17 protein-coding genes are annotated in these 21097 nt (G+C 64.8%); 14 read left to right on the top strand and 3 right to left on the bottom strand.

The window, feature by feature from the left end; all coding sequences use genetic code 11:
- Positions 1–155: 155 nt before the first annotated feature.
- Positions 156–1325 carry a dihydrodipicolinate synthase family protein gene (locus tag PZL22_RS17865; protein ID WP_003535889.1) on the bottom strand — a complete coding sequence of 390 codons (1170 nt, stop codon included), beginning with the start codon at positions 1323–1325 and terminating at the stop codon, positions 156–158.
- 297 nt (positions 1326–1622) lie between these two features.
- On the opposite strand from PZL22_RS17865, the gene PZL22_RS17860 reads away from it, so the two are divergent.
- From PZL22_RS17860 to PZL22_RS17800, 13 genes are all read left to right on the top strand, one after another.
- The gene (locus PZL22_RS17860) at positions 1623–2666 is read left to right on the top strand and encodes a LacI family DNA-binding transcriptional regulator (protein ID WP_003535888.1); all 1044 of its coding nucleotides are present in this window, start codon (positions 1623–1625) and stop codon (positions 2664–2666) included.
- The gene (locus PZL22_RS17855) at positions 2663–3664 is read left to right on the top strand and encodes a 1,5-anhydro-D-fructose reductase (RefSeq protein WP_003535887.1); all 1002 of its coding nucleotides are present in this window, start codon (positions 2663–2665) and stop codon (positions 3662–3664) included. The genes PZL22_RS17860 and PZL22_RS17855 overlap by 4 nt, the downstream gene beginning before the upstream one ends.
- Entirely contained in the window at positions 3664–5286 is a 1623-nt protein-coding gene (locus PZL22_RS17850; protein WP_003535886.1) for an acyl CoA:acetate/3-ketoacid CoA transferase, read from the top strand. Before PZL22_RS17855 ends, PZL22_RS17850 begins: the two co-directional genes overlap by 1 nt.
- Complete coding sequence (locus PZL22_RS17845; RefSeq protein WP_003535884.1) at positions 5279–6058, top strand: enoyl-CoA hydratase/isomerase family protein; 780 nt, start codon at positions 5279–5281, stop codon at positions 6056–6058. Before PZL22_RS17850 ends, PZL22_RS17845 begins: the two co-directional genes overlap by 8 nt.
- Positions 6058–7566 (top strand): aldehyde dehydrogenase family protein, encoded by a 1509-nt coding sequence (locus tag PZL22_RS17840; protein WP_015008001.1) that lies wholly within the window; start codon positions 6058–6060, stop codon positions 7564–7566. Before PZL22_RS17845 ends, PZL22_RS17840 begins: the two co-directional genes overlap by 1 nt.
- Before the next feature lie 160 nt (positions 7567–7726).
- Entirely contained in the window at positions 7727–8971 is a 1245-nt protein-coding gene (locus PZL22_RS17835; RefSeq protein WP_003535881.1) for an ABC transporter substrate-binding protein, read from the top strand.
- A 184-nt stretch (positions 8972–9155) separates the two neighbouring features.
- Positions 9156–10034 carry a carbohydrate ABC transporter permease gene (locus PZL22_RS17830; RefSeq protein WP_003535875.1) on the top strand — a complete coding sequence of 293 codons (879 nt, stop codon included), beginning with the start codon at positions 9156–9158 and terminating at the stop codon, positions 10032–10034.
- Positions 10034–10915: a carbohydrate ABC transporter permease gene (locus PZL22_RS17825; protein ID WP_003535874.1), complete on the top strand. Its 882-nt coding sequence runs from the start codon at positions 10034–10036 to the stop codon at positions 10913–10915. Before PZL22_RS17830 ends, PZL22_RS17825 begins: the two co-directional genes overlap by 1 nt.
- Positions 10916–10918: 3 nt before the next feature.
- Positions 10919–12031 (top strand): ABC transporter ATP-binding protein, encoded by a 1113-nt coding sequence (locus tag PZL22_RS17820; RefSeq protein ID WP_003535873.1) that lies wholly within the window; start codon positions 10919–10921, stop codon positions 12029–12031.
- Positions 12028–13548 carry a GMC oxidoreductase gene (locus PZL22_RS17815; protein WP_003535872.1) on the top strand — a complete coding sequence of 507 codons (1521 nt, stop codon included), beginning with the start codon at positions 12028–12030 and terminating at the stop codon, positions 13546–13548. Before PZL22_RS17820 ends, PZL22_RS17815 begins: the two co-directional genes overlap by 4 nt.
- Positions 13545–14318, top strand: coding sequence for a 3-ketoacyl-ACP reductase (locus PZL22_RS17810; protein WP_003535871.1), 774 nt, complete (start codon positions 13545–13547; stop codon positions 14316–14318). Before PZL22_RS17815 ends, PZL22_RS17810 begins: the two co-directional genes overlap by 4 nt.
- A 204-nt stretch (positions 14319–14522) precedes the next feature.
- Complete coding sequence (locus PZL22_RS17805; protein ID WP_003535198.1) at positions 14523–16178, top strand: GMC family oxidoreductase; 1656 nt, start codon at positions 14523–14525, stop codon at positions 16176–16178.
- A 15-nt stretch (positions 16179–16193) separates the two neighbouring features.
- Complete coding sequence (locus PZL22_RS17800; RefSeq protein ID WP_003535199.1) at positions 16194–17561, top strand: glycerate kinase type-2 family protein; 1368 nt, start codon at positions 16194–16196, stop codon at positions 17559–17561.
- 76 nt (positions 17562–17637) lie between these two features.
- Here PZL22_RS17800 and aptA read toward each other — a convergent pair whose 3' ends face one another.
- A complete protein-coding gene (aptA, locus tag PZL22_RS17795) occupies positions 17638–18975 on the bottom strand; it encodes an omega-aminotransferase AptA (protein WP_015007996.1) in 1338 nt (445 codons plus the stop codon).
- A 145-nt stretch (positions 18976–19120) separates the two neighbouring features.
- Here aptA and PZL22_RS17790 point away from each other — a divergent pair, with 145 nt between their 5' ends.
- Positions 19121–19669 (top strand): type II toxin-antitoxin system RelB family anti-toxin, encoded by a 549-nt coding sequence (locus tag PZL22_RS17790; protein WP_003535203.1) that lies wholly within the window; start codon positions 19121–19123, stop codon positions 19667–19669.
- A gap of 187 nt (positions 19670–19856) precedes the next feature.
- Here the strand turns inward: PZL22_RS17790 and PZL22_RS17785 are convergent, their stop codons facing one another.
- A complete protein-coding gene (locus PZL22_RS17785) occupies positions 19857–21089 on the bottom strand; it encodes a pyridoxal phosphate-dependent aminotransferase (RefSeq protein WP_003535205.1) in 1233 nt (410 codons plus the stop codon).
- Positions 21090–21097 lie beyond the last annotated feature (8 nt).

Here is a 21097-nt window from a genome sequence, read left to right as displayed (position 1 = left end):
GGGCGCCGCATGGGCGATCTCATTGCGGCTGCGCCTATGGCGTGGAGGGGGACCGGGAGGGTGCGGCGTCGCCCCTTCGCCCCGCTTGGGGAGAAGGTCGCGGCAGCGGGATGAGGGGCTCAATCGGCCCAAATGAGGACGCGATCAGGCGAGATCTACGCCTGCTCCACGCCCAGCACAGCCAGCAGATTGCGCATGCGTGCCGCCGCGAGTTCCGGCTTGTCGAGCACATTGGCCTGATCTGCCAGGCGGAAGATGTCGGCATAGTGGAGCAATCCGCGGGCCGATTGCAGGCCGGCCGGCAGGGTGAAATGCCGTTGGTGGCCGTTCAGCCAGGCCAGGAAGACGACGCCGGCCTTGTAGTATTGCGTCGGCGCTTCGAAGATCTTGCGAGAGAGAGGCACGGTCGGCTCGATGACGCCGCGAAAGGTCGCAAGATCACCCTCGGCGAGGGCCGCGAGCGCCTTCGAGGCGGACGGCGCGACGGCGTCGAAGATGCCGAGCAGTGCGTGGCTGTACTTCTTGCCGTCGCCCTCGATCAGTTCCGCATAGTTGAAGTCGTCGCCGGTGAAGCAGAGCACGCCCTCCGGCAGCCGGCTGCGCAGCGCCAGTTCCTTGGCGTTGTCGAGCAGCGAAATCTTGATGCCCTCTACCTTTGCGCTGTTCTCGCCGATGATGGCCAGCACAGTTTCGAGCGCCTGCCCGAAGTCTTCCGAGCCCCAGTAGCCTTTGAGCTGCGGGTCGAACATGTCGCCCAGCCAGTGGAGTACGACCTTGTCCTTCGTCCGGGACAGGATGCGGCCATAGACGCGGCGGTAGTCGTCGGGGGAGCGCGCGACGCGGGCGAGCGCCCGGCTCGCCATCATGATCGCCCGGCCGCCCTCGGCCTCGACGAAGCCGACCTGTTCCTCGTAGGCGGCGATGACATCGTCTATCGAGCGCGCGTCGGCTGGCGAAAGGTGGTCGGTGCCGGCGCCGCAGGCGAGATCGGCGCCCGGAACGCTTCGCGCTTCGGCGAGCGAGCGGCGGATCAGTTCCTGCGCCGCCGGCCATGGAAGTCCCATGCCGCGTTGCGCGGTATCCATCGCCTCGGCGATCCTGAAGCCGAGGCCCCACAGGTGATGGCGGAAGGCCATCGTCGCCTCCCAGTCGATCGCCGGATTGCCCCAAGGGTCGCTATCGCGAAGCGGATCGGAAACGACATGCGCGGCCGCATAAGCGATGCGGTTGAAGGCCGGGGCCGCGCCGGGCCGGGTGATGGGTTCGCCCCGAAGCCGGTACTCTTCGAGCGAACCGTCCTGGCGTGGCAGAAAAACGCTGGTCATCGGCTTTAAGTCCTCCTCTAGCTCATCGCATCGAATAATTTAGACCGTTCCAAATTTCAAGGTGAAAATCAAACTCTCTCCACGCAGCAGGGGGCGCTCACCTTTTGAATCTCCGTCCTTCCGAAAGAGGTAATCCCCTCGGAGTAGCTATATCAGCCACTTAAGGGAACGCCGCAGTTCCATGCATTGCCAAGCGCCGGCGTAAATCGGAGAAGAATGTGAGCAGAAGCCTCTTGACGAAATTGGAACGTTCCAATTATTAAGAATGCGAGAGATGAAATTTTCAGGAGGATGTTCATGGGGAAGGAGCGGGTGACGGTTGTCGACATCGCGCGCGCCGCCGGCGTGTCGAAGTCGACCGTGTCGCTCGTGCTGCAGGCAAGTCCGCTCGTCAATGAATCGACGCGGGCGAAGGTCAATGCAGTGATCCGTGAGCTCGGCTATGTGTATAATCGCAGCGCCGCCAATCTGCGCCAGGCGAGATCGAAGATCATCGGCATCGTCGTCAACGATCTCACGAACAGCTTCTTTGCGGAGCTCGCGGTCGGCGTCGATGAGGTCGTGCAGACGGCCGGTTTCGTGCAGTTCCTCGCCAATACGAGCGAGAAGCTCGACCGCCAGCGCGAGGTCATCGCTTCGATGCGCGAGCACGGGGTGTCGGGGCTCATCATATCCCCGGCGCGCGGAACGGAAGCCGCGGATCTCGCGCCGCTCGTTGCCGCCGGCATTCCGGTCGTGCTCGTCGTGCGCGACATTCCCGGCGCCGGTGTATCCTCTTTGACTTCGGACAATCACGCCGGCGCCGTTGCCGCCGTGCGCCACCTGGTCGAGCGTGGCCATCGCCGCGTCGCCTTCCTCGGAGGCTTCGCCGATACCGCGGTCTTCGAAGCACGCATGCGCGGCTATGGCGATGCCCTTCGGGAAGCGGGCCTCGAGGTCTCAGACGATCTCATCATCGGTTCGGCGCCGTCGCGCGCCGGCGGGGTGACGGCAATCGAGCAGGCGATGATGCTGAAGGAGCGGCCGACCGCGGCTCTCTGCTTCAACGATGCCGTCGCCTTCGGCGTCTGCGACGGGCTGCGTGCGCGCCGGCTGGAGCCCGGCGAGGATTTCGCGGTGATCGGTTTCGATGACGTGATCGAGGCCAAGACCGCGGTGCCGGCGCTGACCACGGTCTCCGTCGATCCGCAGGGCATGGGCGAGCGTGCGGCGGAACTGCTCTTGAAACAGATCAATAGCGGCCGTGTCGAGCCGGAAGCGATTGTCAGCCCGGTTCGGCTCGCCATTCGCCAGAGCTGCGGCGCTGCCGTCGGACGCAGAGTGAAGGAGATTTCGTCATGATTCGCTGGGGACTGATCGGCGCGAGCACGATCGCGCGCGAATGGGTAATCGGCGCCATCCGCGCCGCAGGCGGCGAAGTCGTCTCGGTGATGAGCTCGAGCGCGGAACGAGGAGAGGCCTATGCCGCGGAGAACGGGATCGCAAAGGCTGTGACAAGCGTCGACGATCTCGTCGGCGATCCCGACGTGGACGCCGTCTACATCTCGACGACCAACGAGCTTCACCACGGCCAGGCGCTGGCAGCGATCCGCGCCGGCAAGCACGTTCTCTGCGAGAAGCCGCTGGCGATGAACCTCAATGACGGCTGTGAAATGGTGCTCAAGGCCTGTGAGGCCGGCGTCGTGCTCGGCACCAATCATCACTTGCGCAATGCCGCCACGCATCGGGCCATGCGGGAAGCGATCGCCGCGGGCCGGATCGGCCGGCCGATCGCGGCGCGGGTCTTCCATGCCGTCTATCTGCCGCCGCACCTCCAGGGCTGGCGGCTCGACAAGCCGGAGGCGGGCGGCGGCGTCATTCTCGATATCACCGTGCACGACGCCGACACGCTGCGCTTCGTTCTGAACGACGACCCGATCGAGGCCGTCGCGATCAGCCACAGCGCCGGCATGGGCAAAGAAGGACTCGAGGACGGGGTCATGGGCGTGCTCCGCTTCCGCTCCGGCGTCATCGCCCAGTTCCATGATGCCTTCACCACGAAATTTGCCGAGACGGGTCTCGAAGTGCACGGAACCGCGGGATCGCTGATCGGCCGTAACGTGATGACGCAGCGGCCTGTCGGCACGGTCGTGCTGCGCAATGAGGAGGGCGAGAGCGAGTTGCCGCTCGACCACCGCAATCTCTACGAGACGGCGATCGCGGCTTTCCATTCGGCGATCGGGGGCAATGGCCGTCCGTCGGCGAGCGGTGAGGATGGCGTCTGGTCGCTCGCCACTGGCCTTGCGGTGGTCAAGGCGGCCGCCACCGGCGGTGCCGTCGAGATCGAAACGGGACTTTGATGCGCATGACGGGCAAACATATTTCGCTTGCGGACGCTGCCGGCTTGATTCCGGACGGCGCAGTCGTTTCGGTCTCCTCCTCCAGCGGGCTTGGCTGCCCGGACCTGATGCTGAAGGCGATCGGCGAGCGCTTCGAGGCGACCGGACATCCGCGCGATCTGACGACGCTGCATCCGATAGCCGCCGGCGACATGAGCGGCATCAAGGGCGTGGACTACATCGCCAGGAAGGGTCTCCTGAAAAAGATCATCGGAGGCTCCTATCCTTCCGGTCCGTCGAGCGCCGAACCGCCGCTGATCTGGCAGATGATCGGCGCGAACGAGGTGGCAGCCTACAATATTCCCTCCGGCATTCTCTTCGACATGCATCGCGAGGCGGCAGCGAAGCGTCCCGGCGTAATGACCAAAGTCGGGCTCGACACCTTCGTCGACCCGTCGCGCGAAGGCTGCGCCATGAATGCGTCCGCCGCCGCCGAACCGGTGGTGAAGAAGATCGCCTTCGAGGGAGAGGACTGGCTTTATTTCAAAGCGATCGCGCCGCAGGTGGCGATCATCCGCGCGACGACCGCCGACGAGCGCGGCAATCTCACCTATGAACACGAGGGCGCCTATCTCGGCGGCCTCGACCAGGCGCTTGCGGCGCGCAACAATGGCGGCATCGTCATTGCCCAGGTGAAACGCATTGCCAAGGAAGGCTCGCTGAAGCCTCATGACGTGCGTGTTCCGGGCGTCCTGGTCGACTATGTCGTCGTGGATCCCGATCAGAAGCAGACGACGCAGACGCTCTATGACCCCGCCATTTCCGGCGAGATTTTCCGTCCGCTCGACAGCTTCCGGCTGCCGGAATTCAATATCCAGAAGGTGATCGCGCGGCGCGTCGCCCAGGAGCTCGAGGCGGGCAGTGCGGTCAATCTCGGTTTCGGCATTTCCGCCAACGTCCCGCGCATCCTCATCGAAGAGGGTCTGCACGGCGCAGTCACCTGGGTCATCGAACAGGGCGCCGTCGGCGGTGTGCCGCTCCTCGATTTCGCCTTCGGCTGCGCTTCCAATGCGGACGCCTTCATGCCGTCGCCGTACCAGTTCACCTATTTCCAGGGCGCAGGCTTCGATGCTTCGCTGCTCTCCTTCCTGGAGATCGACCGCACCGGCTCCGTCAACGTCTCGAAGCTCAGCTTCCGCCCGCATGTGACGGCGGGGGCGGGCGGCTTCGTCGACATAACCGCGCGGGCGAAGAAGATCGTCTTCTCCGGCATGTTCAATGCGGGCGCGAAGCTGGCGGTCGCCGATGGGCGGCTCGTAATCGAGAAGGAAGGCAAGCTCAAGAAGCTCGTCAACGCGGTCGAGCACGTCACTTTCTCCGGCCGCCGCGCCGTCGAGCAGGGGCAGGACATCACCTATGTCACCGAGCGCTGCGTGATGAAACTGACCCCGGAGGGCGTGATGCTCACCGAAATCGCCCCGGGCGTCGATCTCGAAACGGATATCCTTGGCCAGTCGGAGTTTCCGCTGATCGTCTCCGACGCGCTGAAGCCGATGGATCCGGCGCTGTTCGGCGAGGGGCCGATCGGCCTGACGCTGCCCGCCAAGGCGCCGCGCCGGCTCAAGGGAGGCGCCGATGGCTGACGAACGCATCCGCGTCGATTTCGAAGGCCCCATGGCGATCGTGACGGTCGCACGGCCGGAAAAGCTCAACGCCTTCGACATCGACATGCTGAAAGCGCTCGACTCGGCCTGCGATACGGTCGAGGCAAAGCGCGACGTGCGGGCCGTGATCCTTACCGGCGAGGGCAAGGCCTTTTCCGCCGGCGGCGACATCAAGGCCTGGGGCGGAATGGAGCCAGCCGCCTTCGGCCATGACTGGGTGCGTTTCGGCCACCGCGTTTTCGAGCGGCTCGCGACGCTGCGCATGCCGGTGATCGCGGCCCTCAACGGCCATGCGCTTGGCGGCGGTTTGGAGCTCGCGGCGGCGGCGGATATACGTCTGGCCGAAAAACAGGTGAAGATCGGCCTGCCGGAGACGAGCCTCGGCATGGTTCCGGGCTGGTCGGGCACGCAGCGCCTGGTCGCGCGCTTCGGCGCGCAGATCGTTCGCCGCATGGTGCTCGGCGGCGAGATGTTCTCGGCGGCGGAAGCCAGGGCCGAGGGGCTCATCGACGCAGTGGTCGAGACCGGCGCGGTCATGCAGGCTGCGCGCGACTACGCCGCGCGGGTCGCCGGCCGCGGGCCGGCGGCGCTCGAAATATCGAAGCTGATGATCGCCTCGGCCAGCGGCGAAGACAAGGGCGCGGCGGTGGAAGCGTTGGGATCGATCCTCGTCGCCAAGACCGGCGATCTCAAGGAAGGCGTAGCCGCCTTCAGCGAAAAGCGTGAAGCCCGCTTCAAGGGAGAATGGTGATGACGGTGGTGGTGAGGCCAAAGGCGCTCGGCGACTACGAGACCCGCGAATTCCGGATGTTGATCGACGGTCGGTGGGTGGATGGCGCCGAGGGCCGCACGATCGAGCGCGTGGCGCCGGGTCACGGCGTCGTCGTCAGCCGCTATCAGGCGGCGGCGAAAGCGGATGCCGAACGGGCGATTGCCGCCGCACGGCGCGCTTTCGACGAAGGTCCGTGGCCGCGCATGCCCGCCTCGGAACGGTCGTTGATCCTGCTCAGGGCCGCCGACATGATTGCCGCGCGAGCGGATGAGCTGGCTTTTCTCGACGCGGTCGAATCCGGCAAGCCGATCAGCCAGGCGAAGGGCGAATTGGCGGGTGCCGCCGACATCTGGCGCTATGCGGCAGCACTTGCCCGCGAACTCTCGGGCGAAAGCTACAATACGCTCGGGGAGGGTACGCTTGGCGTCGTGCTGCGCGAGCCGATCGGCGTCGTATCGATCATCACGCCGTGGAACTTCCCTTTCCTGATCGTCAGCCAGAAGCTTCCCTTCGCCCTTGCCGCCGGCTGCACGACGGTGGTGAAGCCCTCTGAACTCACCTCGGCCTCGACGCTGGTTCTCGGCGAAATCCTGGAAGCGGCCGGCGTGCCCCAGGGGGTCGTGAACATCATCGTCGGCACGGGGCCGGAGGCCGGCGCGCCGCTCACCACGCACCCGCATGTCGACATGGTCTCCTTTACCGGCTCGACCGGAATCGGCCGGCTGACCATGGCGAATGCGGCGCAGACCCTGAAGAAGGTCTCGCTGGAACTCGGCGGCAAGAACCCGCAGATCGTCTTTCCGGACGCAAACCTGGACGAATTCATCGATGCGGCCGTCTTCGGCGCCTATTTCAATGCCGGCGAATGCTGCAATGCCGGCTCGCGGCTGATCCTGCACCGCGATATCGCCGAGGAGGTGACGGCGCGCATCGCCAGCCTCTCGGCCAAGGTCAAGGTCGGCGATCCGCTCGACCCCGAAACGCAGGTCGGCGCGATCATTACGCCGCAGCATCTGCAAAAGATCGCCGGCTATGTTTCTTCGGCGTCGAACGAAGGCGCGAGAATAGCCCATGGCGGCACCACGCTCGATCTCGGCATGGGACAGTTCATGGCGCCGACCATCCTGTCGGCCGTTCGGCCCGAAATGGCCGTGGCCCGGGAGGAAGTCTTCGGGCCGGTTCTCTCCGTTCTGACTTTCGAGAAGACGGAAGAGGCGATCCGCATCGCCAATTCGATCGATTACGGGCTTTCCGCCGGAGTCTGGAGCCGCGACTTCGATACCTGCCTGACGATCGGGCGGCGCGTACGCGCCGGCACGGTCTGGATGAACACCTTCATGGATGGCGCATCCGAGCTGCCTTTCGGCGGCTTCCGGCAATCCGGGCTCGGCCGCGAGCTCGGTCGCCATGCTGTCGAGGACTATACGGAGACGAAGACGCTCAACATGCATATCGGCCGGCGCAGCAACTGGTGGATGCCGCGCTGAGGAAGGGGAGGGGTGAGGTTTCGTAATCGGCGAAAGGGTGTAACGTCTTGAATTGGCCGAGTGATGTTAGTCGCAGGCCATGCCGTCCGCGGGAACCGGGCGGTACCAGAAAAGAGCGGAGGAGGTTCCGCTTCGGAAACTTGCAAACGGGAGGATAACGATGCGCAAGTTCATGACGACGACTGCTGTTGCAGCACTGATGTTGGCGGCGACAGCCGCGCGTGCAGCCGAGAATGTGGAAGTACTGCACTGGTGGACGTCCGGCGGCGAAGCCGCGGCCCTCGACGTCCTCAAGAAGGACCTGGAGAGCAAGGGCATCAGCTGGACCGACATGCCGGTCGCCGGCGGCGGCGGCACCGAAGCGATGACGGTGCTTCGTGCCCGCGTCACCGCGGGCAATGCGCCGACGGCCGTGCAGATGCTCGGCTTCGACATTCTGGACTGGGCCAAGGAAGGCGCGCTGGGCAATCTGGACGAGGTCGCCGCCAAGGAAGGCTGGGACAAGGTCGTTCCGGCTGCCCTGCAGCAATTCTCCAAATATGACGGCCACTGGATCGCCGCGCCGGTGAACGTTCACTCGACTAACTGGGTCTGGATCAACAAGGGCGCGCTCGACAAGGCCGGCGCCAAGGAACCGACGACCTGGGAAGAGCTGATCGCACTGCTCGACAAGTTCAAGGAGCAGGGCATCACGCCGATCGCCCATGGCGGCCAGCCCTGGCAGGACGCGACGATCTTCGACGCCGTGGTTCTTTCGCTGGGCAACGACTTCTACAAGCAGGCCTTCATCGATCTCGATCCGGCGGCGCTCGGCGGCGACAAGATGAAGGAAGCCTTCGATCGCATGACGAAGCTGCGCTCCTATGTGGACGACAACTTCTCCGGCCGCGACTGGAACCTCGCCTCGGCGATGGTCATCGAGAACAAGGCCGGCCTGCAGTTCATGGGTGACTGGGCGAAGGGCGAGTTCCTGAAGGCGAAGAAGGTGCCCGGCACCGATTTCGTCTGCATGCGCTTCCCCGGAACGCAAGGTTCGGTCACCTTCAATTCCGACCAGTTCGCGATGTTCAAGGTGTCGGAAGACAAGGTTCCGGCACAGCTGCAGATGGCCTCGGCAATCGAGAGCCCGGCCTTCCAGTCGGCCTTCAACGTCGTCAAGGGCTCCGTTCCCGCCCGCACCGACGTCCCCGATACCGATTTCGACGCCTGCGGCAAGAAGGGCATCAAGGACCTCGCGGAAGCCAATACCAACGGCACGCTTTTCGGCTCCATGGCCCACGGTCATGCCAATCCGGCTGCCGTCAAGAACGCGATCTACGACGTGGTCACGCGCCAGTTCAACGGCGAACTCAACTCGGAAGAGGCGGTGACGGAACTCGTCGCGGCGGTCGAGGCTGCGAAGTAAGGCGGAGCGAGGGAAGTTGCCCTTCTCCTCGGGTTAAACCCGAGGACTAACCCTCTCCCCGCTCGCGGGGAGAGGGGATGGAGGCGGCGCGGCATACCCCTTCTCCCCGCATGCGGGGAGAAGGTGCCGGCAGGCGGATGAGGGGCAGACCGCGGCACGAACGAAACATACGGTGGTAGCAAACATGGATAGCCGCAACCGGCTGCAGGAGCTTTTGCCGAAGCTCGTGCTCGCCCCCAGCTTTCTCATAGTTCTGGTGTTCGTCTACGGCTTCATAGCCTATACGGGCTTCCTGTCGATGACGGACAGCAAGATGCTGCCGTCCTACAATTTCGTGGGTTTGAGCAATTACAGCCGGCTTTGGGCCCTGCCGCATTGGTGGCGCGCGGTCAGCAACCTGGCGATCTTCGCCACGCTCTACATCGCCGTCTGCTCGGTGCTGGGACTGGCGCTGGCGATCCTGCTCGACCAGAAGATCCGCGCTGAGGGATTTCTGAGGCCCATCTATCTCTATCCGATGGCGCTTTCCTTCATCGTCACCGGCACCGCTTGGAAATGGTTCCTCGATCCGGGGATCGGGCTTGAGAACACCATGCATCTCTGGGGCTGGGAAAGCTTCTCGTTCAACTGGATCAAGGACCGCAACTACGCGATCTACTGCGTCGTCATCGCCGCCGTCTGGCAGTCGACCGGCTTCATCATGGCGATGTTCCTGGCGGGCCTGCGCGGCGTCGACAACGAGATCATCAAGGCCGCCCAGATCGACGGGGCGACGACCCCCACCATCTATCGGCGGATCATCATTCCCCTGATGCGGCCGGTCTTCCTTTCGGCTTTTGTCGTCCTCGCCCATCTGGCCATCAAGGCCTACGACCTGATCATCGCACTGACGGGCGGCGGGCCGGGGCAGGCGACCGAGCTGCCGGCGACCTTCATGTATTCCTACACCTTCACCCGAAACCAGATGGCGATCGGCGCCTCGTCGGCGATCGTGATGCTGGTGATGATCTTCTCGATCATCGTTCCCTATCTATATTCCGAAGTCCGGGGAGGAAAACGCTGATGGGCGCTCCCAATCCCGAGAACGTCATCTCGCACAACCGCCTGACGCGCGCCCTGATCTATTCGGCGCTGATCCTCTTCGCACTCTATTCGCTGCTGCCGCTCTACGTGATGCTGGTGAATTCCCTGAAGCCGCTGGATGAGATTCGCCAAGGCGGCATGCTGAACCTGCCTCAGACCTGGACCGTCGAACCGTGGCTCTCGGCCTGGTCGACGGCGCAGATCGGCGTGCAGCCGACGGGCCTTCGACCTTTCTTCATCAATTCGATCCTGATGGTCGTTCCGGCCGTGGCGATCTCCACGATCATCGGCGCGCTCAACGGCTACGTGCTGACCAAGTGGCGCTTCCCCGGCGCGAACATCTTCTTCGGCATGCTGCTTCTCTCCTGCTTCATCCCCTTCCAGATCGTACTGATCCCGATGGCGCGCATTCTCGGTATTCTCGGCATCGCCGGTTCGATCTGGGGTCTGATCCTGGTTCATGTGGTCTACGGTATCGGCTTCACGACGCTCTATTTCCGCAACTACTACGAGGCCTTCCCGACCGAGCTGGTGCGTGCCGCGCAGATCGACGGCGCCAGCTTCTTCCAGATATTCCGGCGGATATTGCTGCCGTCGTCAGGGCCGATCATCGTCGTTTCGGTCATCTGGCAGTTCACCAATATCTGGAACGACTTCCTGTTCGGGGCCTCGTTCTCCGGGCCGTATTCGACGCCGATGACGGTGGCTCTCAACAATCTCGTGAGCTCGTCAACGGGGGTCAAGGAATACAATGTCCACTTCGCCGGCGCGATCCTCGCCGCCCTGCCAACGCTCATCGTCTACATCGTGTCCGGCCGCTATTTCGTCCGCGGGCTGATGTCCGGCGCCGTGAAAGGATAAGCCATGTCGTTTCTGAAGATCACCAATCTGCGCAAATCCTACGGTGCTCTCGAGATCTTGAAGGACATCAACCTGGAGATCGAAGAAGGCGGCTTCCTCGTGCTGGTCGGCCCCTCCGGCTGCGGCAAGTCGACGCTTCTGAACACGATCGCCGGCCTGGAGCCGATCACCTCGGGCGACATCGCCATAAACGGCCGCTCGGTTTCGGGGCTGCACCCGTCGAAGCGCGACATCGCCATGGTCTTCCAGTCCTATGCGCTCTATCCGAACATGACTGTGGCCGGGAACATCGCCTTCGGCATGGAGATCCGCGGCGTGCCGAAGGAGGAACGCGAGAAGGCGATCAAGCAGGTGGCCGACATGCTGCAGATCGGCCATCTGCTCGACCGCAAGCCGAGCCAGCTTTCCGGCGGCCAGCGTCAGCGCGTGGCCATGGGCCGGGCGCTGGTGCGCAATCCCCAGGTCTTCCTCTTCGACGAGCCGCTCTCGAACCTCGACGCGAAGCTGCGCGTCGACATGCGCACCGAGATCAAGCGGCTGCATCACCGCATGAAGACGACCATCGTCTATGTGACGCACGACCAGATCGAGGCGATGACGCTCGCGACCAAGATCGCCGTCCTGAAGGACGGCGTGCTGCAGCAATTCGGAACGCCGGCGGAGATCTACAACAACCCCGCCAACATGTTCGTCGCCGATTTCATGGGATCGCCTGCGATGAACCTGCTCAAAGCGCAGATAGAGACCGCAGGCTCGCAAGTCTCGGTGACGCTGGCGCGGCCGAATGCCGAACCCTTGAGACTCGCCGTGCCGCATAACGGCGCGCTCTCCGCCTATGCCGGCAAGGAGGTGGTCTTCGGCATCCGTCCGGAAGCGCTCACCGACCCGGACGGGGCGGACCGCAATGCGCAATTCGTCGCCGAAGGCGAATGCCTGATCGAGGTGGTCGAGCCGGCCGGCTCCGATACCTTTGCCGTGACGAGGCTCGGCGGCAAGGAAATCGTCGCAAGGCTCAGGGCCGATGCGCGCATCGCGCCCGGCCAGACGTCACGGCTCGCCTTCAACCTCGACAAGGCCGTCTTCTTCGACCCGCAAAGCGAAAAGCGGATTGCATGAGGAAGACGATGGAGAGCCAGCCGGATATCGTCATCATCGGATCGGGAGTCGGCGGCGCAACGGTCGCTGCGGGCCTTGCTGCCTCGGGCGCCGAGATACTGATCCTCGAAGCGGGCTCGCATATCGAGGACCTGCCGGTCAATCGCGACCAACGGGCGATCTTCCAGCGCGGCCATTTCCGCCCGAAGGAGACCTGGTACGAGGCCGGCGGCCCCGGCTTCAATCCCGGCAATTACTACAATGTCGGCGGCAATTCGAAGTTCTACGGCGCGGTGCTGACCCGCTATCGCCGGGAGGATTTCGAGGAGATGCAGCATCGGGACGGCGTCTCCCCGGCCTGGCCCTTTTCCTATGAGGAACTCGAGCCGTGGTATTCCAGGGCAGAGCAGCTTTACCAAGTGCGAGGCAAATTGGGCGAGGACCCGACGGAGCCCGCTCATTCGAGCGGCTATCCCCATGGCCCGGTGCCGGACGAGCCTGCGATCGCCATGGTCCGCGAGCGCCTGGCCGAGATCGGCCTCCATCCCTATTCGCTGCCGCTCGGCGTCGATATCGAGCGCTGGCTCGCCAAGGGCAAGACGCCGTGGGACGCGCATCCGAACTCGTCCGACGGCAAGATGGATGCCGAAACGGCGGCGCTGGCGGCGGCGCTGAAATTTCCGAATGTGCGGCTGCAGACCGGCTCGCGAGTGACCCGGCTCGTAACCGGGCCGGACGGCAAGGCGATCGAAACCGTGCTCTACGCCAGGGAGGGGGCAGAGCACAGTCTTTCGCCGAAGCTCGTCATCCTCTGCGCCGGCGCGGTGCAGTCGGCCGTACTGCTCCTGCGCTCGGCCGACGACAGCAACCCGACCGGGCTTGCCAACCGGTCCGATCAGGTCGGCCGCAATTTCATGAACCACAATTCGAGCGCCGTCATCGCGCTCAGCCCCTGGTATCGGAACGACTCGGTCTATCAGAAGACCTTCGGCCTCAACGACTTCTATCTCTCCGACGGTGCGGGCGGGCCGCCGCTCGGCAATGTCCAGCTTCTCGGCCGCATTTCCGGCGCGATACTGAAGGCGAACATGCCGGCCATGCCGGAATGGCTGCTAAACCGGGTGTCCGCCCGCGGCATCGACTTCTACGCCATGAGCGAGGACCTGCCGTCACCGGAAAGCCGCGTCATGGTAGACGGCGAGCGCGTTGTGCTGAAATGGGTGCGCACCAATTGGCAGGCCCATCTCGACCTCGTCGCCAGGCTGAAGGCGGTGCTGAAGAAAGCCGGCTTCCCGATCGTGCTCGCACGGGCCTTCGACAAGCGGACGCCCTCGCACCAGTGCGGCACGGTCCGGATCGGCAATGATCCCGGGCAGGCGCCGCTCGACGTCTATTGCCGCGCCTTCGATCATCCGAATCTCTTCATCGTCGATGCCGGCTTCCTGCCGACCTCCGCCGCCGTCAATCCGGCGCTGACCGTCGCGGCACAGGCGCTGCGTGTCGCCGACCATATCGTGAAACAGGATCTGCGGTCATGACCGAGAAGGCACGCCCCGTCGCGATCGTCACCGGCGGCCGCCGCGGCATCGGGCTCGGTATCGCCCGGGCACTCGCGGCGAGCGGCTTCGACATCGCCATCACCGGCATTGGCGATGCGGAGGGTGTCGCTCCCGTAATCGCCGAACTCAACGGGCTCGGCGCCCGGGGGATCTTCCTGCGCGCCGATCTTGCCGACCTTTCGAGCCATCAGACGACCGTCGACGCTGCCGTCGCGGAATTCGGCCGGATCGACTGCCTCGTCAACAATGCCGGCATCGCCTCCATCGTGCGCGGCGATTTTCTCGATCTGAAGCCGGAGAATTTCGACACGATCGTCGGCGTCAATCTGCGCGGCACGGTGTTTTTCACGCAGACCGTTGTGAAGGCGATGCTCGCGAGCGACGCTCGAGCGTCGCGCTCGATCATCAACATCACCTCGGTCTCGGCCGCGATGACGTCGCCCGAGCGGCTCGACTACTGCATGAGCAAGGCGGGGCTTGCGGCCTTCAGCCAGGGCCTGGCGCTGAGGCTCGCCGAGACCGGCATCGCGGTCTTCGAAGTCCGTCCCGGCATCATCCGCTCGGACATGACGGCTGCGGTTTCCGGCAAATACGACGGTCTGATTGAAAGCGGTCTGGTGCCGATGCGGCGTTGGGGCGAACCCGAGGACATCGGCAATATCGTCGCCGGCCTCGCCGGCGGGCAGTTCGGTTTCGCCACAGGCTCTGTCATCCAGGCGGATGGAGGGCTCTCGATCGGGCGGTTGTGAATTTTCCTCTCGCCGGTCGTGAGATTTGCCCCTCACCCTAACCCTCTCCCCGCAGGCGGGGAGAGGGGACGTGCGCCGACGAGATGGTGGCGAGCGGTTGCCGCGAGTCCCTTCTCCCCGCCTGCGGGGAGAAGGTGGCGGCAGCCGGATGAGGGGCCCGATAGCTGATACCGGGCCGAAGCGCGTGACTTTGAGGACATGGGAATGACCTACGACTACATCATCACGGGGGCCGGTCCGGCCGGCTGCGTGCTCGCCAATCGCCTGAGCGAGGATCCGGACGTCAGGGTGCTGCTGCTCGAAGCCGGCGGCGGCGACTGGAATCCGCTGTTCCACATGCCGGCCGGCTTCGCCAAGATGACCAAGGGGGTCGCCAGCTGGGGCTGGCACACGGTGCCGCAGAAGCACATGAAGGGCAGGGTGCTGCGCTATACCCAGGCCAAGGTGATCGGCGGCGGTTCTTCCATCAATGCACAGCTCTATACCCGCGGCAATGCGGCCGACTACGACCTCTGGGCGAGTGAGGAGGGCTGCGCCGGCTGGGACTATCGCAGCGTGCTTCCCTATTTCAAGCGCGCCGAGGACAATCAGCGCTTCGCCGACGACTATCATTCCTATGGCGGTCCGCTCGGCGTTTCCATGCCGGTTTCGGCGCTGCCGATCTGCGACGCCTATATCCGCGCCGGTCAGGAACTCGGCATTCCCTACAACCACGACTTCAACGGCAGGCAACAGGCGGGCGTCGGCTTCTATCAGCTAACGCAGCGCAACCGCCGCCGGTCCTCCGCCTCGCTCGCCTATCTCTCGCCGATCAAGGATCGCCCGAATCTGACGGTTCGCACCGGCGCCCGCGTCGCGCGCATCATGCTCGAGCGCAGGCGCGCCGTAGGGGTGGAAGTCGTGACGGGGAGGGGCAGCGAGATCATTCGTGCCGATCGCGAGGTGCTGGTCTCGTCGGGTGCGATCGGTTCGCCGAAGCTGCTGTTGCAGTCCGGCATCGGCCCGGCCGATCACCTTCGTTCCGTCGGCGTCGAGGTCAGGCACGATCTCCCCGGTGTGGGCGGCAATCTCCAGGATCATCTGGATCTCTTCGTCATCTCCGAATGCACCGGCGATCATACCTATGACGGCGTCGCCAGGCTGCACCGCACGCTCTGGGCCGGACTGCAATATGTGCTCTTCCGCTCCGGCCCGGTCGCCTCGTCTCTCTTCGAGACCGGCGGCTTCTGGTATGCCGATCCGAATGCCCGCTCGCCGGACATCCAGTTCCATCTCGGCCTCGGTTCGGGCATCGAGGCCGGGGTCGCGCGGCTCAAGAATGCCGGGGTCACACTCAATTCCGCCTATCTGCACCCGCGCTCGCGCGGCACCGTCCGGCTCTCCTCGGCCGACCCGGCGGCAGCACCCCTGATCGATCCGAACTACTGGGAGGATCCGCACGATCGGCAGATGTCGCTCGAAGGTTTGAAGATCGCGCGCGAAATCATGCAGCAGCCTGCGCTGAAGCCGTTCGTCCTCGATGAACGTTTGCCCGGCAACGGCATCCGCACCGACGAGCAGCTCTTCGACTATGGCTGCGCCAACGCCAAGACCGACCACCACCCGGTCGGCACCTGCAAGATGGGGACCGACGCGGCGGCGGTGGTCGACCTGGAGCTCAAGGTTCGCGGGATCGAGGGCCTGCGCGTCTGCGACAGCTCGGTAATGCCGCGGGTCCCATCCTGCAACACCAACGGCCCGACGATCATGATGGGCGAGAAGGGGGCCGACATCATCCGCAGATTGCCGCCGCTGCCCCCGGCCGTGTTCCAGCACGAGCGCAACGACATGCGCCCGCGGGCGCGCGCGGAGGTCCGCTGAAGGAGCGATCGGGCGTTGCAGTTTCGGGCGGCCGTTCGAAAAATCGTTGCGGCGGCTGAAGGCGGCGTCCAAGGTGCCTTCGTCTTTATCCAGAAATCCCGGTCTGATTCCATGACGTCAATAGAGCCGCGCCCTTTTCTCATATCCCTCTTCGAGGCCGCCGTCGCCGCGGCCGATCCTGAAGCAGCCATTCGGGCGCACCTTCCGGCGCGGCCGAAGGGCCGCACGATCGTGGTCGGCGCCGGCAAGGCCGCAAGCCAGATGGCGGCCGCTTTCGAGCGGCTCTGGGACGGGCCGCTCGCAGGCGCCGTCGTTGCCCGCCACGGGCCCGTCGAGAAATGCGGGCGGATCAGGGTCCTGCAGTCGGCTCACCCGGTGCCGGATGAGGCGGGGCTTGCCGCCTCCGCGGCGCTTCTCGAAACGGTCGGGGGACTGACGGCGGATGATCTCGTGGTGGCGCTCATCTCCGGCGGCGGCTCGGCTCTGCTGCCGGCCCCGCCCGGCGGCTTGACCCTGGAGGACGAGATCGCCGTCAACAAGGCGCTGCTTGCCTCCGGAGCGCCGATCTCCGCCATGAATGTGGTCCGCAAGCATGTCTCGCGGATCAAGGGCGGGCGGCTTGCACTTGCCGCCGCGCCGGCGCGGGTCGTGAGCCTCGTCGTCTCCGACGTGCCCGGCGACAATCCGGCCTTCGTCGCCTCGGGCCCGACGGTTGCCGACCGATCCGGCCTCGAAGAGGCGCGCGAGATCGTCGCGCGATACGCTATCGCCCTGCCCGAACGGGTGACGGCGCATCTCGCTTCCGATGCGGCGCGAGCACCCCGGCCCGACGATGCTGCATTCGCCGGCAACGAAGTCCACGTCATCGCCTCGGCGAGCGTTTCGCTGGAAGCGGCGGCGGCACGGGCGCGGGAAAGCGGCATCGAGGCGATGATCCTGTCGGATGCGATCGAGGGCGAGGCGCGCGACATCGGCCGCATGCATGCGGCGCTCGCGCGGGAAGTGGCCTCGCGCAACCGTCCCTTTTCGAAGCCGGTCGTGCTGCTTTCCGGCGGCGAGACGACGGTGACGATCTCCGGCGAACGTTACGGAAAGGGCGGACGTAACAGCGAATTCCTCCTGTCGCTCGCGCTCGACATCGACGGCATCGGCGGTATCGATGCGCTTGCCGCCGACACCGACGGCATCGACGGATCCGAGGACAATGCCGGCGCCTTTGCCGACGGCGCAAGCATTGGCCGGATGCGGGCGGCAGGCGCCGATCCCCGTTCGCATCTCGCAGGCCATGACGCCTGGACGGCCTTCGCGGCCAGCGGCGACCTCTTCGTGCCCGGCCCGACGGGGACGAATGTCAATGATCTGCGGGCGATCCTGATACGCTGAACTTCTGGAAGGGGATGGCACGGCCTGAAATTGCCCCTCCGCAACCGTGGGAGGGGTCATTCCGCGCGAACCGCTGTTACTTCACCCGCTTCAACGCATCGGCGAGGATCGAGACGATCTCGCCGAAATGCTGCTTTTCCGCGATCAGAGGCGGCGAGAAGGCGATGATGTCGCCGGTGACGCGGATCAGCAGGCCCCGCTCGAAACAATCGACGAAGACGTCATAGGCGCGAGCGCCGGGCGCGCCGTCGCGCGACTGGAGCTCGATGCCGGCGATGAGGCCGATGGTGCGGATGTCGATGACGTGCGGCAGGCCTTTCATGGAATGCATCGCCTCGTGCCAGTCGCCCTCGATTTCGGCGGCGCGCGTCATCAGGCCCTCGTCGCGATAGATGTCGAGCGTGGCGATGCCGGCGGCACAGGCGGCCGGATGGCCGGAATAGGTATAGCCGTGGAAGAGCTCGATCTGGCCTTCGGGGCCGTGCATCAGCGCGTCGTGCACCTTGCGGCTGGCAAAGACAGCGCCCATCGGGATCGCACCGTTGGTAAGCCCCTTTGCGGTGGTGACGATGTCCGGCGTGACGCCGAAATAGTCGGTCGCAAAGGCCGCACCGAGCCGGCCGAAACCGGTGATCACCTCGTCGAAGATCAGGAGAATGCCGTGCTTGTCGCAGATCGCGCGCAGCCGCTCGAGATAGCCCTTCGGCGGGACCAGCACGCCGGTCGAGCCGGCGACTGGCTCGACGATGCAGGCGGCGATCGTCTCGGCGCCGTGGAGCGCCACGAGCCTTTCGAGGTCGTCGGCAAGCTCCGCACCATGCTCCGGCTGCCCTTTGACGAAGGCGTTCTTCGCCGGATCATGGGTGTGGCGCAGATGGTCGGACCCGGGAAGCTGCGGGAAGACGCGGCGGTTGTTGACGATGCCCCCGACGGAGATGCCGCCGAAGCCGACGCCGTGATAACCGCGTTCGCGGCCGATGAGGCGGGTGCGCGTGCCTTGGCCGATCGAACGTTGATAGGCAAGTGCCATCTTCAGCGCGGTGTCCACGGATTCCGAGCCCGAGCCGGTGAAGAACACCCGGTCGAGCTTGGCGCCAACCGGGCCGGGCGCGATCTCGGCCAGCCGCTCGGCGAAGTCGAAGGCGATCGGATGACCCATCTGGAAGGACGGCGCGAAGTCCATGGTCGAAAGCTGCCGCTCGACCGCGGCGGCGATCTGCCGGCGGCCGTGCCCGGCATTCACGCACCAGAGGCCGGCGGTGCCGTCGAGAACCGTCCGGCCGTCGACGCTGGTGTAGTGCATGCCCTCGGCGGCGGCGAGCAGCCGGGGTGCCGCCTTGAACTGGCGGTTGGCGGTGAAGGGCATCCAGTAGCTGTCGAGAACCGGAGCGTTGGGCTTGTTGTGGGCGTTCATGGCATCCTCCTGTCGTTAGCCGATTGACGCCATGATTTGGATTTCCGAACAAGTCCTTTTCTAAGGTCATCTAAGCCGTTGTATTTGCATGAGGGAGTTTGATAGAGTTTCGCTATTTCAAACAACATCAACACCGGAGTTCGCTATGAGCGTCGATATCGGCAGCCGCCTGCGGCAGGTGCGGCTGAGGCACAAGCTTTCCCAGCGCGAACTCGCCAAACGGGCGGGGGTTACAAACTCCACCATCTCGCTGATCGAATCGAATGCATCGAACCCCTCGGTCGGGGCGCTGAAGCGTATCCTCGACGGTATACCGATCGGGCTTGCGGAGTTCTTCGCCTTCGAGCCGGAGAAGTCGCGCAGGGCTTTCTATGCGGCGGAGGAACTGGTGGAGATCGGCAAGGGACCGATCTCCTATCGCCAGATCGGCGACAACCTTTTCGGCCGCAGCCTTCAGATCCTGAAGGAGTGCTACCAGCCGGGCGCGGATACCGGCAAGGTGCCGCTGGTGCATGAGGGCGAGGAAGGCGGCATCGTGCTTTCAGGCCGGCTCGAAGTGACCGTCGACGACGAGCGGCGCATCCTCGGGCCGGGCGACGCCTATTATTTCGAAAGCCGGCGGCCGCACCGCTTTCGCTGTATCGGACCGGTGCCCTGCGACGTGATCAGCGCCTGTACGCCGCCGACGTTTTGAAGGGGAAAGAACGCCCCTCATCCGCCTGCCGGCACCTTCTTCCCCGTTCTGACGGGGAGAAGGGACAAGCGGGCTACTCCCTTCCTGCCGAAGCCGTTGCGGTGTTACGAGCGAGCGCCACGAGTCCCTTCTCCCCGTGGAACGGGGAGAAGGTGCCGGCAGGCGGTTGAGGGGCAATTCGAGCCGCTCACGAAAGCCGCTCGCAAGCCGCAGCGATTCGTTCGAGCGCCTCCTTCAGCTCCGCCTCCGATGTTGCATAGGAGATGCGGAAAAATGGTGAGAGGCCGAAGGCCGAGCCCGGGACGACGGCGACATGGGCGTCTTCCAGAAGATAGGCGCAGAAGTCCGTATCCGTTTCGATCCTCTTGCCTGATGGCGTCACCTTGCCGAGCACGCCGGCGCAGCCGGCGAAGGTGTAGAAGGCACCCTCGGGAACGCGGCAGTCGAGGCCGTCGATCGCGTTCAGGCCGTTGACCACGAGATCGCGGCGGCGCTGGAAGCTCTCGGTCCGTTCTTTCAGGAAGTCCTGCGGCCCGTTGAGCGCCGCGACCGAAGCCGCCTGGCTTATCGAAGAGGGGCATGAGGTCGCCTGGCTCTGGACGACGGCCATCGCCTTGATGAGTTCGCGCGGGCCACCGGCATAGCCGATCCGCCAGCCGGTCATCGCATAGGCCTTCGAGACGCCGTTTACGGTCAGCGTACGGTTCTTCAGGCCCGGCTCCAACTGCGCCGGGGTGACGAAGCGGAAACCGTCATAGACGATGTGCTCATACATGTCGTCGACAAGCAGCCAGACATGCGGGTGCCTCAGAAGTACCTCGAGCAGCGGCCGGTAGTCGGCCGCACTGTAGGCGGCGCCCGAGGGGTTGGAGGGCGAGTTCAAGAGCACCCATCGGGTCCGCGGCGTGATGGCCGCCTCCAGCTTTTCCGCCGTCAGGCGGAAACCGGAAGATGCGTCGCAGGCGATCAGGACCGGCTTGCCCTCGCATATCTGGACAATGTCCGAATAGGAGGTCCAGTAGGGCGTCGGAATGATGACCTCGTCGCCCGGATCGAGCGCGGCCATCATGGCGTTGAAAAGGATCTGCTTGGCGCCGGTCGCGACCGTGATCTCGTCCAGCTCGTAGGCCAACCCGTTCTCGCGCTGGAATTTCTCGCGGATCGCCTTCTTCAGTTCCGGCGTGCCGTCGAGTGCGGTGTACTTCGTCTCGCCGCGGTGAATCGCATCCGAGGCGGCCTGCTTCACGTGTTCCGGAGTGTCGAAATCCGGCTCGCCGGCGCCGAGGATGATCACCGGCTTGCCTTCGCGCTTCATGGCGGCGGCGCGGGCGCCGATCTTCAGGATTTCCGAAACTCCGATCGAGGAAATCCGCGAGGCGGGCTGAAAGCCCGCCTCCTTGACCGTTGCATTGATGGTCATGGCCGATC

It is taken from the genome of Ensifer meliloti (assembly GCF_030064585.1).
GTDB classification, from domain to species: domain Bacteria; phylum Pseudomonadota; class Alphaproteobacteria; order Rhizobiales; family Rhizobiaceae; genus Sinorhizobium; species Sinorhizobium meliloti.
Note: the sequence above shows the minus strand (reverse complement) of the source record. Positions and strands in the feature narration are given on the sequence as shown.

Coding starts and splice junctions, on each gene's coding strand:
- PZL22_RS17865 (WP_003535889.1), bottom strand. CDS start 1,325: ATGACCAGCGTTTTTCTGCCACGCCAGGACGGTTCGCTCGAAGAGTAC.
- PZL22_RS17860 (WP_003535888.1), top strand. CDS start 1,623: ATGGGGAAGGAGCGGGTGACGGTTGTCGACATCGCGCGCGCCGCCGGC.
- PZL22_RS17855 (WP_003535887.1), top strand. CDS start 2,663: ATGATTCGCTGGGGACTGATCGGCGCGAGCACGATCGCGCGCGAATGG.
- PZL22_RS17850 (WP_003535886.1), top strand. CDS start 3,664: ATGCGCATGACGGGCAAACATATTTCGCTTGCGGACGCTGCCGGCTTG.
- PZL22_RS17845 (WP_003535884.1), top strand. CDS start 5,279: ATGGCTGACGAACGCATCCGCGTCGATTTCGAAGGCCCCATGGCGATC.
- PZL22_RS17840 (WP_015008001.1), top strand. CDS start 6,058: ATGACGGTGGTGGTGAGGCCAAAGGCGCTCGGCGACTACGAGACCCGC.
- PZL22_RS17835 (WP_003535881.1), top strand. CDS start 7,727: ATGCGCAAGTTCATGACGACGACTGCTGTTGCAGCACTGATGTTGGCG.
- PZL22_RS17830 (WP_003535875.1), top strand. CDS start 9,156: ATGGATAGCCGCAACCGGCTGCAGGAGCTTTTGCCGAAGCTCGTGCTC.
- PZL22_RS17825 (WP_003535874.1), top strand. CDS start 10,034: ATGGGCGCTCCCAATCCCGAGAACGTCATCTCGCACAACCGCCTGACG.
- PZL22_RS17820 (WP_003535873.1), top strand. CDS start 10,919: ATGTCGTTTCTGAAGATCACCAATCTGCGCAAATCCTACGGTGCTCTC.
- PZL22_RS17815 (WP_003535872.1), top strand. CDS start 12,028: ATGAGGAAGACGATGGAGAGCCAGCCGGATATCGTCATCATCGGATCG.
- PZL22_RS17810 (WP_003535871.1), top strand. CDS start 13,545: ATGACCGAGAAGGCACGCCCCGTCGCGATCGTCACCGGCGGCCGCCGC.
- PZL22_RS17805 (WP_003535198.1), top strand. CDS start 14,523: ATGACCTACGACTACATCATCACGGGGGCCGGTCCGGCCGGCTGCGTG.
- aptA (WP_015007996.1), bottom strand. CDS start 18,975: ATGAACGCCCACAACAAGCCCAACGCTCCGGTTCTCGACAGCTACTGG.
- PZL22_RS17790 (WP_003535203.1), top strand. CDS start 19,121: ATGAGCGTCGATATCGGCAGCCGCCTGCGGCAGGTGCGGCTGAGGCAC.
- PZL22_RS17785 (WP_003535205.1), bottom strand. CDS start 21,089: ATGACCATCAATGCAACGGTCAAGGAGGCGGGCTTTCAGCCCGCCTCG.